9 protein-coding genes and 6 pseudogenes are annotated in these 16,146 nt (G+C 59.4%); 6 read left to right on the forward strand and 9 right to left on the reverse strand.

The genetic code is table 11. The features are described 5' to 3' along the window. Positions 1-253 precede the first annotated feature (253 nt). The gene (locus CIT31_RS33700; RefSeq protein WP_108722861.1) at positions 254-1,120 is read left to right on the forward strand and encodes a sulfotransferase domain-containing protein; all 867 of its coding nucleotides are present in this window, start codon (positions 254-256) and stop codon (positions 1,118-1,120) included. Positions 1,121-1,819: 699 nt separating this feature from the next. After that, complete coding sequence (locus CIT31_RS28070) at positions 1,820-2,710, forward strand: DsbA family protein (protein ID WP_236370657.1); 891 nt, start codon at positions 1,820-1,822, stop codon at positions 2,708-2,710. 743 nt (positions 2,711-3,453) lie between these two features. On the opposite strand, the gene CIT31_RS28075 is transcribed toward CIT31_RS28070, so the two are convergent. Next, entirely contained in the window at positions 3,454-4,647 is a 1,194-nt protein-coding gene (locus CIT31_RS28075) for a TlpA disulfide reductase family protein (RefSeq protein WP_236370655.1), read from the reverse strand. Between the two features lie 715 nt (positions 4,648-5,362). On the opposite strand from CIT31_RS28075, the pseudogene CIT31_RS28085 reads away from it, so the two are divergent. Beyond that, positions 5,363-5,684 (forward strand): annotated as a pseudogene (locus CIT31_RS28085) (hypothetical protein); the annotation flags it as partial. Here CIT31_RS28085 and CIT31_RS28090 read toward each other — a convergent pair. From CIT31_RS28090 to CIT31_RS28120, 8 genes and pseudogenes are all read right to left on the reverse strand, one after another. Further along, a pseudogene (locus CIT31_RS28090) lies at positions 5,681-7,089 on the reverse strand (NAD-dependent succinate-semialdehyde dehydrogenase). The pseudogenes CIT31_RS28085 and CIT31_RS28090 overlap by 4 nt on opposite strands. Before the next feature lie 758 nt (positions 7,090-7,847). After that, a complete protein-coding gene (locus CIT31_RS28095; RefSeq protein WP_245316494.1) occupies positions 7,848-8,345 on the reverse strand; it encodes a Fic family protein in 498 nt (165 codons plus the stop codon). 19 nt (positions 8,346-8,364) lie between these two features. Continuing rightward, positions 8,365-8,421: pseudogene (locus tag CIT31_RS35935) on the reverse strand (hypothetical protein); the annotation flags it as partial. 202 nt (positions 8,422-8,623) lie between these two features. Next, positions 8,624-10,462 carry a type II toxin-antitoxin system HipA family toxin gene (locus CIT31_RS28100; protein ID WP_095521242.1) on the reverse strand — a complete coding sequence of 613 codons (1,839 nt, stop codon included), beginning with the start codon at positions 10,460-10,462 and terminating at the stop codon, positions 8,624-8,626. Positions 10,463-10,730: 268 nt separating this feature from the next. Then, entirely contained in the window at positions 10,731-11,525 is a 795-nt protein-coding gene (locus CIT31_RS28105) for a M16 family metallopeptidase (protein WP_342586963.1), read from the reverse strand. Between the two features lie 82 nt (positions 11,526-11,607). Then, positions 11,608-11,939, reverse strand: a pseudogene (locus tag CIT31_RS28110) (M16 family metallopeptidase); the annotation flags it as partial. 60 nt (positions 11,940-11,999) lie between these two features. Beyond that, positions 12,000-13,253 (reverse strand): annotated as a pseudogene (locus tag CIT31_RS28115) (IS256 family transposase). A gap of 108 nt (positions 13,254-13,361) precedes the next feature. Beyond that, a pseudogene (locus tag CIT31_RS28120) lies at positions 13,362-14,094 on the reverse strand (KUP/HAK/KT family potassium transporter); the annotation flags it as partial. A gap of 40 nt (positions 14,095-14,134) precedes the next feature. Between CIT31_RS28120 and CIT31_RS28125 the strand changes: the two are divergent. The 3 genes from CIT31_RS28125 to CIT31_RS35455 all read left to right on the forward strand — a co-directional run bounded on the left by CIT31_RS28125 (position 14,135) and on the right by CIT31_RS35455 (position 16,137). Beyond that, complete coding sequence (locus tag CIT31_RS28125; RefSeq protein ID WP_029354811.1) at positions 14,135-15,139, forward strand: magnesium transporter CorA family protein; 1,005 nt, start codon at positions 14,135-14,137, stop codon at positions 15,137-15,139. A 79-nt stretch (positions 15,140-15,218) separates the two neighbouring features. Continuing rightward, positions 15,219-15,470, forward strand: coding sequence for a DsbA family protein (locus CIT31_RS28130; RefSeq protein WP_236370651.1), 252 nt, complete (start codon positions 15,219-15,221; stop codon positions 15,468-15,470). Positions 15,471-15,606: 136 nt separating this feature from the next. Continuing rightward, entirely contained in the window at positions 15,607-16,137 is a 531-nt protein-coding gene (locus CIT31_RS35455; protein WP_236370649.1) for a hypothetical protein, read from the forward strand. Positions 16,138-16,146: the final 9 nt, after the last annotated feature.

Raw genomic sequence — 16,146 nt, forward strand, 5'->3', positions numbered from 1 at the left:
CAAGGTGACTACATCTCTAGGGAACGCCGACGTGGCGTTTGGTAAATAGCTCATCTCAGCAAGTTGGCCACGAGCTTGCCGATGCCACCCGTACTAGCGGTTCGTCTCGCGGCTAGCGCATGCGACGGGCTTTACTTCTCTGGTACGGCAACAGAGGGCGCGACTGCTTGGGGTCAAGCTGGTCAGGAACTTGTCCTGTCGCGCATTGGCTCCGGCTGTTTAAAAAAGCCGCTGCAACAGTGAGGAAACCACAATGTTTCACCCGCTTCCAGAAGAGCTGCGCGATATCGCGGGTCAACCCTTTCCACTTTATCCCTGCTCGAATGAATCTTGGTCAATCAAGCCGACGGCCGGCCGCTCAAGCTCGCGGGTTATGATATGTTCCATTCCGAAGGCGGGCACCCACCTATATGCCCGTCTGCTTGGACTGCTCGGGCTTGTACAGTCCGATGTGTTCTTTAATAAAGACTATCTTGGAGACTTCCGCTTTGTGGATGTCGAGCGAGCTCGCTTCACTCATTCCGAAAATATTCTATGGATACCGATCGAGATATCCTCGCGCTTTATTCAGCCCGGTCAGTTTGGCTATGGGCATCTACCGTGCGACATCGGCACTCGCCATTGTTTAGCGGATTTCAAGATCGTCTTTCTTTCGCGCGAAATGCGTGCGGCAATTGTGTCGCAGATGCGATATGTAGGTGACAGCGATTGGTGCCCGCCTGAGAGGGCTGAGATTACGTGGCGCAATGAGCCGGACGGACCTGACAAAATGCTGAAGTACTTCGATGAGATCGCGCCTTTCATTTTCAATGATCGCTGCCATCCAGTGGCACCGTGGGCGGATCAGGAGAATGTTCTTGGATTGAGCTATGAGCAGATCATAGGCGACCAAGGACGCGAAGTTCAGCTCGAGACCATTCGCAGAATTGTAGAGTTTTGCGAGATCGAGCGGCCGCCGCAGCCTGAGCTGATCTTGAACCAGCTAATCGGACAGCAGACCTTCACCCTGTCCAGCGGGCGAACTTCGTGGGAGGCTTGCTGGAATGCCGAGATCGAGGCGCGGTTTACCGCGCTGGGAGGGACGAGACTCAACGAGCGATTCGGATTTGGTTCGAGATAGATTTCAGGCTGTCGCAGAGCCCGGCGATGGCAGGTACGCTCGGAGCCGCTCGCCGGACGTTTATGCGAGCGATATTCTGGAAAGGCGCGCTGACCACTGCCCACCTGCCGCCCGCGCAATCACTTCCTGAAGTGCCGACATCGCGATTGGCGCGGGGCTTGCAAGGACCCTTGGTGCAACGTTCGACCGGAGCGCAGCGACGGGAGATGCCCGGGAGGGAGGAACCTGCCTCGATCCGGTTAGGAGACAAGAATTGTTGAATATAATCCCGCACACCGCAGCGCGAGTCCCGCGCGCCCTAAGCCCTCTTATCCCAGCTTTACGTGCAGGTGTTTGCTGCAGTCACGCTCAGCCATCGCACTCGGCCGCCTGAAGTCGCTCGGCGAACGGCGACCGCGGGGGCAGTTCGCACGCACACAGCGCCGCTCACGGATGGGTCGGCTGTTGGGCCCAGCCATCCCACCGCATCTCTTCGAATAGCACGAGCCCCTTGACCTCCCGTCATCCGCGAACAGCGGGTGAGGCATTAAAGCGGTGCCCCCTTTGACGTCAAAAGGCCAGCCGTTGCCGCCCTGCCGTTCACTGTTAATTGGAGCCTAACCATGCCTTACGCCAAAAGCCGGCCTTATCGCTCTTTCAGCCCTAGCCCTGCTTTTTTTCGGGCTGGCGACGCAATATGGTCCAGTTGCCAAAGACTACGTGCGCCAGCATGAAAACCATAGCCGGCTCGTCGCGTTTTGGCGGAAGCTCATTCCAGAGCGGCGCGACGCACTCTTAAACGACGCCGCTGCGCCAACTGCTGGCAACCCGAATGGCGACGTCCCTCTCGTCTTATTTTTGGACTACAACTGCCCGCGGTGCCGGGCGGAAGACCGTACAATCCAGCAAGCCCTCAAGCATGATCCCATGCTGAAGGTTGTCTACAAACATTGTCCGGGCAAGAGACCGGGTTCCAAATTTGCCGCACTGGCGGCGCTCGCCTCCAGCAAACAGGGAAAATATGAGGCGTTCCATCACGCCCTTATGGCTGCTCGCGGCCAGCTCAGCCAATTCGACATCTTGACTATCGCACGACACGTTGGCCTTGAGGTTGAGCAGCTCAAGCGGGACATGGAAGACCGCGCCATCGAAAACGTCCTCGAGCGCAATTGCGCGCTCGCCAAGGAGCTGTACATCAACGTCACGCCGGCGTTGGTTCTCGGCGACGAAGTGATTTCAGGTGTGCTCAAGATTCACACGCTGGAACGCTTCATCGCCAAAGAGCGGGAAGAAGCTAAGCGTCGTGCCGGATCACAACTTCGGCATTTTGACAGCGTGGCGGCCGGTGCGATCCCGTTCTTTGGCCACGAGTGCCGCTTCTCGCGCCGGGCCAAATCTCTTATATGGCCCGGCAACGCGGTGCTAGCGTGCAAAGTCCTGCATTCAGCTCGCTTTCCTCAACTTGGCCGAACGCGATCGCACAGCTCGGGATCTATTCAGCCGGTCCTGGTGTTTCCGTTCCGCCATCGGCGTCTTTCACCGAAGCCTCGCCAGAAGATAGGCGGGAGGCGCGCCGACGCCTGCTTCAGATCGCGGCCGGCGCGACGATGATCGTCATGGGCTCTCGCCCCCCTGGGGTGATCGTACAAGTCCCGATTGTCAGAAGAATCTGTTGACGTGGACGCCTCGGCGCCAAGCTCGCGCCACCTGTCGACAGCGCGGCCCTTGGCGTGTTGGATAAAACCGCAAAGCGGTTGCAAGAAATCCCGTTCGGATTGACGAAAATGACGGTGGCCGCACCCATGCACCTCGATCATGCCATTCAAGGCCGAGGCTGGTCGAGGTCACCTCATTGAGGATGACGGCGGCCGGAATTGCCTGGATCAAGCAGCCAATCGTGGTGCGCGACACCTCATTTATTGAATTGAGGGTGGCGCCGGTGTTCCGGCATTGAAGTCCTGATATCAATTGTGCGACAGGCTGCCTCATCGAACCGCTGGCGGAGGCAAGCGTGGGCTGCAGCACCAGATCACAGGCATGCCGCCAGCGAGGCCATCCCATGTGCTTAATGGCCATGCCGCCAAGATCGAATTCGCTACCCGCATGAAACCTCGGTGTGGTGGAGGTGTTGAGAGGCACCTGCGCCAGGCTGGCGAACGGTTAGAAGCGGGCAAAACCCGTAGCTCAGCTCATAGCCCGCCTAAACAAAGGCGGGCATCTTAGAAGGCCGCAGTCCTTCGGACTTAGGTCCAAAAGAGCGGCCCAGGTGATTTCGCAAGCCGGGCGGGGGTTTGCGCCGTTCGCATCAAGAGCTGTCCGCCCGGCCAATTCTGTCCCTTACATAAACCTGACAATCAGCCGCAAACGGTATACCAGCTGTCGAATCGGCCATTGTTTGGAACCGCACACAGAGCGCCGTAACAAACCTTCTCACCCTTGAAGTAGGCCAGGAACTGCAGTAAATGCGATATTTCGCCCTGTTCATCTTCGTCCCGGATAAGCTCCGGACCGCCCTGCGACTTCAGTGCCAGCTCGATCAACTCGATCGCCCGATCTTTGTTGCCGCTCTCGTGATAGTACAGGGCTGCCAAACGATAAGGCAGGAGCTTACGTTTGTCGCTTTCCGGGGGATTCAGTGCCAGGATGTGTTCGGACAGCTGTTTTCCCATCGCCAAGCGCTCAGCAGACGGAAAGTGCGAATGGTCAAGGTTCGGAAAGAAGAGCTCGTCTAACGCCGCAACCATCCAATTCTCGGAGTTTCTGTTGATCGCGTCGCGAACGAATTGGCGCATGACGGGCAAGCCGACCTGCATGTCCTTCATTTTGTGAAGCAACAGATTCACATGAGAACGGCGGAAACCGAGGTTGTCCGGCATCAAGGCGATGCCTTCTTCGATCGCCGAGAGCGCCGTCTTCCAATCCTTTTTCTCCACCGCCGCCCGATATCTGTCCTTGATCGGCTTCTTCAGCGCTTGTTCGCGCGCTATGGGTTCGCCTTCTGCGATCCGCTCCGCATCGGCGGATTTTGCCTGATCGCTGGTGCGCCAGCTGCCGTTAAGCACCTTCGGCAAGACCTCATCGAGTTCCGTCGGTTCACCAATAAAGGCGATGCAGCCGTCTCGGTCGACCACGAAACTGGTGGGAATCCAGAAAGAAAAGCTGGGCTCCATCCAAAGCTTGTCCATTTCGCCTGTGGAGTCGAATGCGATCCGATAGTTCAGATTCGGGAACTTTTCCGTCAACCAAGCGTCCAACGTGCTTCGGGCCTCATCGGCCGTTGGAGCGCGTTCACTAGCCGCGACTCCTACGATCTCAACGCCGCTTTCCCTGTATTTCTCCTGCAGCTGCATCAGATGGGGCATCCCGTCCACACACGAACCGCACCAAGTTGCCCAAAATTCGACGATGTACACTTTGCCGGGCTCGAAGCTGGTGAGGGGCTCGCCACGCAGCCAGGTTTCCGCTTGAATCGAAGGAGCCGGGGACTCGATCTGCAACACCACGTTGTTCTCCAAAGCCGTTGTCAAAGGTTGTGAGATTTTCTGCACGAGCTTATTTCCCTCTCAGAGACGGCACACGGTTCAGGGGAGAGAACATCCTCGTCTGCTCCATTGCATACCGTCCTGCTGCAAGCGTTGCAAGGTCCATGCCAGCGGGCTCAGCGCGCAAGTGCATGAATATGCTTTGAAAACCCTCCGCAGTGCCCGGATGGCGGTTGGATTGAACCTGACAAGTTTCTGCCTTTGTCAGGTTTTGAACGCGCATTGCCCGTGTTTCGCGCCGCCAGAAAAGCGTGGCCCATCCGCACGATCCTGAAGCCCAAACCGTCGAACACGTGCGACACCGCCGCAATATGTCGTGCCATGCATCGATGCCAAGCGCCTCGGCGTTGAGCTCGCAGCACGCCAGAACATCATCGACGAGACGTTCAAGCTCGACCCGGGAACGGGAAAACGGCCCGAGGTTTGGCCTTGGTCGGGACGGCCGAACGGCAATATCGCCGAGAGGGAAAGACGCAGAAGAAGATCATCACACCCGGCGAGCCGAAAGTGTCGGCAAGCCATCGCAGAAGGCAGCAAACATGCAGGCCCAGACGTATCGCTGGGCGATCTGAGGGAGTGGCATACGTTGCGCGCCTGGTGCAGAAATTGCTCGCATCATGCCGAAGTAAGGTCGGCCGCGCTAATCCGCCGGTATGGCAAAGGCGCACTATTCAGCACGGTCGAGGGCACTTGGTTGCCCGGGAATTGAACCGGCTCATCACTGGTCAGTGATAATGCCAGCCAGTTCATCTCGAACGCCATCCTCTCCTGCGCGGATCAGAACCGGTCGAATGGCATTCCATGCGCATGGCAAGCATCGCTATCGCCTGTGGCGCGCCGACTGCAACACCGCGCGGCCGCACTCCCAAATCGCCTGGCAGACACCGGCCAAGTTCGCCACCACCTTCAATCCGCGACGGTCGCTCGCCCTGCGCTATGCGAAAGGCTCCGCGCCAGCCCCCGTCGCTTCACCCGCCCAGCAGCGCACAACCCACGCCGGAAACGAACCCAAAACTGGAGAAACTCGGGGCGACGTCATTTAGATTCCACCCATGCAGAGGTACTTCATTTCGAGGTAGTCTTCGAGCCCGTGGCGGGAACCCTCCCGCCCGATGCCGGACTGCTTCATGCCGCCAAAGGGCGCCGCTTCCGAAGACATACGCCCCGTATTGATGCCAATCATGCCATATTCCAATGCCTCGGCCACGCGCCAGACACGCCTCAGGTTCGAGGCATGGAAATAGGCGGCGAGCCCGTAAATCGTGTCGTTTGCCTCACAGACAACCTGATCCGCATCGTGGAAGCGGATGATCGGCGCCAACGGCCCGAAAGTCTCCTCTTGCGCAACCGCCATGATGCTGGAGATCTCGGTGAAGGCTGTGGGTTGAAAACGTTCGGCCCCGCATCGAATTATCCCACCCTTAGCAACGGCATCTGCGATGTGGGACTCGATCTTGGCCAAAGCATGCATGTCGATGAGTGGTCAGACGTCCACTCCCGGAGCGAAGCCGTCGCCAACCGATAAGTGCCGGACTTTCTCCACGAACTTCTCGACGAACTCATCGTGAACGCTCGATTGGACGTAAAGCCGGTTCGATGAAACGCAAGTCTGGCCGGCATTGCGGAACTTCGCCTGGATCGCCCCGTCAACGGCAGCGTCAATATCCGCGTCGTCGAAGACGATGAAGGGCGCATTGCCGCCGAGCTCGAGGCTGACCTTCTTGATCTAGTCCGAGCACTGGCGCATGAGCAGTCGGCCAACCTCGGTGGAGCCTGTAAAGCTGATGTTTCGGACCTTGGCATTGGAGCAGAGTTCGCGGCCCCACGCGATCACCTTCGGACGCATAGACCAGGTTGACAACGCCGTCAGGAAAGCCGGCTTGCTGCGCGAGGGCAAACATTGCACCTGCCACGAGCGGCGTCTGTTCAGCAGGTTTGAGCACGATCGCGCAGCCCGCCGCCAGGGCCGGCGAGATCTTGCGCGCCACCATCGACGCTGGGAAATTCCATGGCGTAATCGTGCCGACGACACCGATCTGCTGATTGATCACCATCATCCGACGGTCTGTAGACGGTGCGGAGATCGTCTCGCCATAGATGCGATTGGCTTCTTCGGCGTACCATTGCAGATACGCGGCCGCATGCGAAACCTCCGACTTGGCTTCGGCAAACGGCTTGCCCATTTCCGCAGTCAGAATCGCGGCGAGATCGCCTGCATGGCGATGATCAGCTGATGCCATCGCCAAAGAAGGTCGCTGCGCTCTCGGGCGGTCAGCGCCGCCCATCCAGGCTGCGCGACATAGGCCTCGTCTACCGCAGCCCGTGTCTCCTCCACGCCCATGTCGGACGTCCTGCCAGCACTTCGCCGCTCGACGGGTTGAGGACCACAAATGACCGCTCGCGAACTGACGTGCCAAGTGCCGGCAGGCGATGGACGGCGCCAAACAGGTCCGGGGATTTCAGTGGCGGATCATCGGCAGGCACAGGGGCAAACCGGGTTCCTCTCAAAGGCAGCTGATATGTATAATCGGCAGAGCCTCGGCGTGTACTCCGCACCTGCGGGTCCTTATAGGGCCTCGGCCATACGGCTGGTAGACCATCCACTCAACTTGAAAGGGAGAATTCTTGAACGCTTCTGGTCGATGGCTTGCGGTTCTCATCAGGTGCAAACTGAACAATGGACATCGGCTTCCCGACCGCGCGTACCGGCCATCGGTCCGAATAGCAGCAGTGCAGCCAAATGCCTTTTTTGAGCATCATCGGATTGAAATTGCTTTCAAAAGTCCTCGATCTTGCCGCCCCCCATCGCGAGCGCCACAAACGGGCGTGGAAAATCAAAAGGGACCACAATCGAGAATCAGCACGGTGATGCCTTCTTTGCGACCGTAGGCACGCAGATCATCTGCCAGCTGGGCTCGGGACCGTGCAGGTCGCGCCCCAAAAAACGAGAAGGGGGGTCGTTGTGGTGGAAGAGGTCGGGGATTTTCGAAAGAGCGTCGTTTACGGCGGGTCGTCCCTGTAGAGCATTCCCCTCGAATGCGACCGCCTTCAAAGGAGGACTTGCCATCGACGCCACGCTGATAACCGCTGCTGGCAAGCTGGAACTCAATACCGGTTAATTGCACTGAGGGCGGCGGCAACCACCCCTCGAAAACTTTTTGCCCGGGGGCTTAAGCTCGGAAAGAGTGTTCCTTATCATATTGTGTTCAAAGTAAATGGACGTGGTGCGTTTCGTGGGTTGAATCACATAAAGTAGTCTGTGTTAACGTCTGCCAAACCACGTTCCCTTGCCGGTTCCATGTTGGGGCTAGATGGTTTATTTCGACCAGGGTTGCCACATGTTTTTTGACGGTGTTCCGGTTTGCACCGGTCAGGTTGACGATCTCGCCAATGGTCATTCGCCCGCGCTCCTTGATGGCTTCAACTATTTGAAGGGAGAGTTCCGGAAGCGTACCGAGTACGAGACGCTCGCGCTCGATTTTCTTCTCAAGCCGCTGCTTTTGCTGCTGAAGAGCGCGCAGGAAATAAACAGCCCAGGGCTGCCAATTAGGCCTCGGACTGCGGATCGTTTTTTGAGTTTGCCGAAGCGCCAGATAGTAGCCCTCCTTGCTGTTCTCGATCACGCTTTCGAGCGAAGAGTAAGGCACATAAGCATAGCCACTGCGCATCAGCAGAAGCGTCGTCAGAACGCGATAGCCTTCCATTGCCGTCCTGGAATGGATGGATCTCCAAAAAGACCACCGTGAACATTGCCACGACGAGCAGAGATCTCGACCGCATCGACTGCGCCAGGCCGACGCCCGAAGGGATTGTGCAGACGATCGAGCGGTTACGTCGCCGGCGCTAGAAAATAGGCCCTCCACTGAGCATCTATCATTAGCCTGAACTTTCGAGCCCTTGCCAAGCTTTGTCGGGGCGGTCTCGCCCATCACGGCTGGGAAGTGCGGTCCATGGAAACCGGCGTATCAGTTAGATCGATCATCTATGCAAACCCTTCGATGCGTTCGTGGACAATCGCGCGCATTTGCTCCGCCATCTTCGCGCCTTGAGAGCCGTCTGATAGAGGCGGCGGCAATTCGAGGTGGTTGAGCGCGCGTGAGAGGGCTGCAACAAGATCGTCGATGCTGGTATCCGCATCGGCTGCCTTGAGGCCAGCCGTGCTCGCGAAAGCCTTGAAGTCGGCGCGCCGCAGACGATCGTCCTTGCCGTTCAGCTTGAGGGCCATCCGGTCTTTTTCGAGGCGTGGAAACACGCGAGTCGTGACCGCGTCGTAGAGCGGAGCCATGCGAACTGAGCTGAATTGCGTGCTGCCGGGCTCTGCGATTTCCAGCAGTGCCATGTTCTTCAGGTGCATGTCGCCATCGGCGATCAGCCAGGCGAATAAGGATCGCTTCAGGACAAGCAGGACGTCTTCTTCGGGAGAGGTCGATAGCGGCCTTAGTGCCCGCGCGATGCGCTCCATCGTGCCGTCGTATTTTGCTTCGGTGGGCACGCCAAGTACCGAGCAGAAGTCCTCAAGCGCGAGCAGGTGTTTGTCCTCGAGGCTCGTTCTGATATCGAACCGCTCCACGAGTAGCGCCGGAGGCATCCCGTCAGGCATCGGGACGAGCGCTGTCGCGGGCGTCTTGAAACCGGCCGCGCTGCCCAAAGCGAGCGACTGCCATTCGATAACTGGCAGGGCCTCAAATCCGCCCGTACCCGCAGGTTTGAGAATGTGGGTAAAAGGCCGGCCGATACTGGGAGAGAGGGTGCCATCCGCACTGAGGAACATAGGCGCTTTGATCTGAACACCCGAAAGGCGAGGCGTATCAGTACGCTCGAATATCTGTGCGAAATTGCGTTCGAAACTCTGCTCCAGGTCGCCGCGACCCGGCCCTGCATACTGGCCAGTGAAGACAGTGTTTCTAGTGAAGCCATTGAGCCGGGTTAACAGGATGTCGGGCGGCAGGGCGGAGAGATCGCTCGCACGCTCGACGATGGTGATGTTGGACATGTAGCGTTTGCCCGAGCGTAGCGTCGCGCGCTCGTCGCGGTCGTTCAACACTGACTCAAGCCAGCCTTCAGGCAGCAGCGACAGAATGAAAGGAGGGAGCTTGCCCGGCGTGGTCTGGCGAACAAGTGGCGGGCCCTGATCGTCTGCATTCCAGCGCCACTCAAAACCATCATGTGTGAGATTTCCGAGCGGAGCGCCGTGCCACGCCACGATCAGATCGAGCGCGGCTCCGTTGCGTGCCGGTTCTGTGGTCAGTGGAGGGCGGAGGAAAAAGCGCTCGGCGTGCTCGCCCTCGCGATACCACTGGTTCGCGCGGGCAAGCGCCCATGTCGCGTCGGCAGCGCCCTGGGCGCTGCCGTATTGTTCTATGAGGCGGTTCGCGATTGCCTCGCGCATCGTCTCGTCGATGGATGCCGCGTGTTCGCTGCGCAGGCGGAAAGCTTCGAGGAAGCGCTGGCGCATCGAGGAGACGTCGATCCGGATTTCTCCCATTCCATCATCGACAATCGCTTGAGCGACTGATGGGTGGTCGGGAGCTGCGTTCTGAATGATTTCCAGCAAGCGCAAGCGCCTGCGCTGTATTCGTCGCCCGCTCAGGAACAGGCGGCCATCCCGGGTCGGGCCGAGAAGCACAGCGCTCGCCGCCGAGAGGTAAGCGTTGGGATACAGGTATTTGGCGATGCGGACGGCGTGCTTGAGTATCGTGGCCTCGATATCCTCCCCGGCATCGACATAGATGCCGCGCATTAGCTGGACGAGCTTGCCCGTTTCAGCCTGATAGTGGCTGCGGGTTTTATCGATGTTTTCCCCAACGAGGTGAAGGGCCATTTTCTAACTTTCCCGTATCTGATATACGGGAAAGCTAGCATAATCGGCTTCATATTCAAGAGTTTCTAACTTTCCCGTATTTGGTATACGCAAAAGTTAGAATACTTTCTCGGAACGACGGCGTTCTTCGGGTCGGGAATCGAACCACGGGAGAGAACCTGGTCTGCGAAGGCGAGCAGGCAGAACTCAAGGCGTTCATTCTGCCACACCATAGTCGGATCAGCCACACGTAGGTCGGCGAGTCCTTCAGCTATTGTAGAGCGTGGGATTATTCGCTGTCACGGGCCAACGCCCATAATCGCGGGCTCGGCCGAAAGCAGCTTCTTCGCCGCCGCCCTGCCTGCTCGAGGATCACCTGCTCGATGAGGGCCGGGCGGCGCTGGATGTAGTCTATGCCGAGTTTGTCGAGCTGCAACCCGACAAGCGTGGCGGAAATCGGCCTGGAGGAACCCAGATTGTCGATAGCATAGGCGCCGATCAGACACTTCTTGCTCGCTTCGAGTTCGGCCGCTGTTGGGCCTGTGTCCACCAGCTCCTTGATTAGTTGTCTTATCAGGTCGAGCGTCTCGGCCGCCCTGTCGGCGCGCGTCGACGTCGTCACGACAAGCATGTTGGGCTGGTAGTCTTCCAAGCTGGACGAGACACCGTAGGCAAGGCCGCGCTTTTCGCGCACTTCCTGGAACAGACGTGAGGTAAATCGTGAGCCTCCGACTATATCGTTCATCAGCTGTCCCGCGTAGAATTCCGGGTCGTTGCGTCCCATGGCGGGAAAAGCCAGCTGGAGCGAAGTCTGGGGGAGGGCGTTGCGACCTGCGTCCGCTCGCCGCTTCGGGGTGACATCAGGTACGGGGGCGAGCGCCTGTTTCTGAGGCAAATCGCCGAACAGCTGGTCGAGCCTTGCTCTCAGGGCTTTGGCATCTATGTCGCCTACGACCGCCACATGCAGCCCGTCGCGGGCGAAAGCGGCTTTGTGGAAGGCGCTTAGATCGGCGGGCGTTACGCTGGTCAGGCTCCCTTGGGCGGTCTCGAATACGGATGCGTGCCGTAGAGTCCGCGCCGCCAGGCCAGCTCGGGGATCGCGTGAGGTTCGCGCTCATCGGCAATGATTTCGGAGAGAAGCTGGGCGCGTATGCGGTCGAAAACTGCTGGTATAGCCGGCTGCGGGTCCCGCCGCCGAGGATGTCGGCCAGCAGTCGAGCGCCTCGGCCTCGCCGGGTGCGGCCGTATGATAGGACGGCACCATCCATTGCGTGGAAAAGCGCGGCACCGAAATGCGCACGCCGGTCAGCGTCACCGTGCGCTTGGCGTTTTGCTCCGGCTCGACTGGGCGGATGCGGGTTAGACCAGGAGCCGTCGGCACGGTTCCCTACGTCTTATCGGCCAGCGCCTTGACCGTTTCCGGCTCGACATCGCCGGCCACCACCAGGACGGCGTTGCTGGGCGTGTAATATTTGTCATAGAAGGCTCTGGAGTCGGTGCCGTAGCGGATCGTGTTGGAATTTGGCGGAGCAGCCTCCGGTAAATTGAGGTTATCGGTTCATGCGGCGAGGTCAATCTGCTGATCGAGTGGCTTGGCGGGGAGCGTGTGCCATCCGTCGATTTTTCGCATCGAGATTTCGCCGGACGCAATCAACGCCCAGAACAACATTGCCGCGGTTTCGGCCGAAGGCAGCACGGTCTGGGTCTTGATGCGCCGCTTGAACTCTTCATGCAGACGCTCATCGCGTTTGTAGTTCTGGTGCGCTTTTCCACTGGCTCGGCGGCAGGCGCGTGAAGGCGAAGAGGCGCTCACCGGCCTCCTCCAGGCTGTCGGCCACCGCCCGGCACTTGAGCCGCCATTTGCGCAGGAACGCCTTGCGGCGGCTCTCGATCTCCTCCGGCGTGGCCGCGTAGATCATGTCGGTGTAATCGGCGCTGATCTCCTCGTGCAGGCGCTCGGGAGCGTGGGCGAGCAGGTTGCGGTGCTTGTGAACCGTGCATCTTTGAACCGGCACCCCGTCCCACAGCCCAGCGATCGCCCCGTCCAAGCCGGGTGCGCCGTCGACGATGAGGAACTCAGGGCGGCGGAGGCCGCGTGCGACGAGATCGTCGAGGATAGCCCGCCAGGCCTCGGTCGTCTCGCCGCCCATGTTCTTGACCGCGAGCAGGATCTTGTGGCCGTCCGCGCGCACGCCGATGACAACGAGCAGCGGGATCGAGGTCGCCTTGCGGTCGAGCCTGACACGAACCACCGTCCCGTCGAGGATCAGGCGCACGATCGGGCTCGTCGGCCAGCGAGCGACCCTTCCAGGCGTCCCAGTCCGTCTTCACCTTGCGCCAGGTGCGGCTGACGACGTCCTTGCCGATCGCGCCGCCGAACAAGGCGGCAAGCGCACGACGGACGCGTCGCGTGTTCGTGCCCGCCAGGTAGCTCGACGCGATCAGTGCGTCGGCGGCCTTCGTGCGCCGCTGATAGGCGCGCAGAGCCTTGCTCCTCCATTCCACCGTCTTGTCCTCGTCGACATCGAGGCGCGCCCGCGTAACCGTGATCTCAGTGGTGCCGAAGGTCCCCGTCAGCGTGCGCGTCCGGCTGCCGTGGCGGTGGCCGGCGACACCGGTGGTCTCATCACTGGCGCGCCGCCGGCTGCCGGCCATAACGGGGACGGGCAAGCACCGCTTCCAACTCGGTCTCGAGCATCGTCTCGATGAAGCCGCGCACCCGCTCGCGCAGGCCAGCTTCGATCGGATCAAACCAGTTGTCGAAAAGATAGCTCGTCGCCTCATCCCCCGGATGAACGGCTTCGGCTTTCATGGTAGTCCTTGTCATGGCGTAGTCTCCTGTCCGGCACCGCAAGGCCGGATGATTCGAGGTTGACACCCCGGAGACTACGCCAACTCACAATTCCAACCACTCCCGCGACGGCACCTTGGCAGTCATCTGCTCGGCAACCAAATCGAGCGGGAATTCGCTCTTGCGGGACTTCTCGAAGAGGAGGCGGGTTCCGCGAACCCAAGTCATCACGACCACACGCCGGCGACAAGGATTGAGACCCAGCCGCCGTCGAGCACTTTCATGATGTTCGCCGAGAAGAAGCCGACATCGACCACCCCGAAGACGAGCGCAAGGCGAGCGCCGGGAGGAGCGTCCACCTCCAGATACGCCTCATCACGACGTGGAGCAGGATTGTCGTCACAACCATTTCGCCCGTGACCGATATGCCATAGGCTGACGGGAGGGCGCTGGACTCACCAAAGCCGATGACCGCAACATGACCGACCATGCGAGCAGCAGGTTGACGCGCGGCAGGTATATCTGCCCGAATTGCATTTCGGATGTATGCCGGATTTCGAAGCGCGGAAGCATGTTGAGCTGGACGGCCTGTCGCACAAGTGAATAAGCGCCGGAATCACGACCTGGCTGGCGATCACAGTTGCCGCCGTAGCCATCACCACCGTCGGCACCAACGTCCAGCCGTGGTCATCTCGAAGAATGGATGTCAGATCGTCCCGCCTCGGGAAAGAACGAACGCGCCCTGCCCGAAATTGTTAAGCAGCAGGCACGGAAATGCGATCGCCAGCCAAGCCAGCACAATCGGCCGGCGGCCAAAATGACCGAGATCAGTGTAGAGCGCTTCAGCCCCGGTTACGGAAAGGCTCCGCGGGCGGCATACTGCCTTGCCGAAGGGGCCATAAATGCTGCGCATCTACACGGGCCAGAACGGCCATCTGACAGCAATTGACGGCTTGCCGGAGGCCGAAGCTCTCGGTGCTCTCTGGCTCGACCTCCTCAACCCGACTGTTGAGGAAGTGAAGCTTGTTAAGGCGCATCTGGCCATTGATATCCCGACGCGCGACGAGATGGCGGAAATCGAGTTGTCGGACCGTCTTTATCATGAAGACGGCGCCGAGTTCATGACGATCACCGCGGTCGCGAATATCGAGGGCGAGGACCCTGTCAAAGCGCCGGTTACCTTCGTTATCAAGGGCCAGACGCTCGTCACTGTCCGCCACGCCGAACCGAAGCCGTTCTTGATCTATGCGGCGAAAGCACAGCGTACTAGCGGCCCTCCCTGCACGTCCGGCGAATTGGTGATGCTGGGTCTGATCGAAGCGATCATCGACCGCGCGGCCGACACGCTTGAGCGCATCGGCGACGAGATTGATGCACTCTCACGCGAAATTTTTCGCAACACGTCTCCGAGCGCCTCGAAGAAAACACGCAACCTTCAATCCCTTGTCGAGCGAATCGGCCGGAAGGGTGAGCTGCTGACGAAAATTCAGGAGAGTCTCGTGAGCATCGCGCGGCTCGTCGCCTACCATAGCGCGAGTGACTCGACCAGCTGGGCAGTCGCGTCGTCCGGTCGCAAGTTGCAGAAGGAAATCCGGCAACGTATCAAGCTCGTCCAGCGCGATGCCACGTTCCTCAGCGACCATGCGACCTTCCTGTCCAACAAGATCAACTTCCTGCTGGACGCGACGCTGGGTCTCATCAATCTGGAGCAGAACCAGATCATCAAGATTTTCTCGGTCGCTGCCGTCGTGTTTTTGCCGCCGACGCTGGTTGCCTCGATCTACGGCATGAACTTCGATGCCATGCCCGAGCTAAAATGGCTTCTGGGCTATCCTTTTGCGCTGGGTCTGATGGTGCTCTCCGCCGTGGTTCCGTATCTCTTTTTCAAGCGGCGCGGTTGGCTGTGAAAGGAAATAGGCTGGTTCGGGGCGCTTACTGAAAGTCCCACTTCCCGGAGCGGTCGCGCAGCTCAGCGAATTCGACATCTTGACTATCGCACGACACGTTGGCCTCGAGGTTGAGCAGCTCAAGCGGGACATGGAAGACCGCGCCATCGAAAACGTCCTCGAGCGCAATTGCGCGCTCGCCAAGGAGCTGTACATCAACGTCACGCCGGCGTTGGTTCTCGGCGACGAAGTGATTTCAGGTGTGCTCAAGATTCACACGCTGGAACGCTTCATCGCCAAAGAGCGGGAAGAAGCTAAGCGTCGTGCCGGATCACCAACTTCGGCATTTTGACAGCGTGGCGGCCGGTGCGATCCCGTTCTCTGGCCACGAGTGCCGCCTCTCGCGTCGGGCCAAATCTCTTATATGGCCCGGCAACGCGGTAGTGGGCGGACCAAGCCGTTCTATGCAGCGCACCAGACAAAGGGCAATGACCAAAGCCGTCCCGGACATCGCATCGGAGTTCAACGTCTTTGCACCAATGCCCAGCAATGGTCGCCGCGACAAACAACGCCTGCAAACGGGCGCTGTGAGCCGCCGTCGTTCAACGAAAGATCACCAACGGAGGTCCCGAGGAGGCCCCATGAATCGCTGCACATCAGCATTTGCAATTCTTGCTTTCGGCACGTTCTGCACATCGTCGACCATCGCCATGGCGGCGCATTCGACCACCTATTCAGCGCCCGACAAGAGCGTCGTGTTTCTTGGTGGCGTTGGCTACACCTGGCTAAAGGGCAACGAGCTTTTCTACGACGAAGTGGGCAATCGTATCAGCAAATTGATCTGGGAAACCGGCGCGCCGGTTCTGACCACCGGGCTAAAGGCCGAGGTCTGGAAGAACTGGACCATCTCAGCCAACGGCGTATTGCCGGACAGGATTGGTCGGATCAGTCAATCCACCCCGACACCCGCCTTGACCGCTACATCAACCTTGACATGGCAGCAGGCCCAGACTTCGTGATCAACGATG

The organism is Mesorhizobium wenxiniae (genome assembly GCF_002284535.1).
Taxonomy (GTDB): domain Bacteria; phylum Pseudomonadota; class Alphaproteobacteria; order Rhizobiales; family Rhizobiaceae; genus Mesorhizobium; species Mesorhizobium wenxiniae.

What these genes read in the sequence shown, in the direction of transcription:
- CIT31_RS33700 (WP_108722861.1), top strand. Translation starts at nt 254, where the DNA reads ATGTTTCACCCGCTTCCAGAAGAGCTGCGCGATATCGCGGGTCAACCC.
- CIT31_RS28125 (WP_029354811.1), top strand. Translation starts at nt 14,135, where the DNA reads ATGCTGCGCATCTACACGGGCCAGAACGGCCATCTGACAGCAATTGAC.
- CIT31_RS28100 (WP_095521242.1), bottom strand. Translation starts at nt 10,462, where the DNA reads ATGGCCCTTCACCTCGTTGGGGAAAACATCGATAAAACCCGCAGCCAC.
- CIT31_RS35455 (WP_236370649.1), top strand. Translation starts at nt 15,607, where the DNA reads ATGACCAAAGCCGTCCCGGACATCGCATCGGAGTTCAACGTCTTTGCA.
- CIT31_RS28095 (WP_245316494.1), bottom strand. Translation starts at nt 8,345, where the DNA reads ATGGAAGGCTATCGCGTTCTGACGACGCTTCTGCTGATGCGCAGTGGC.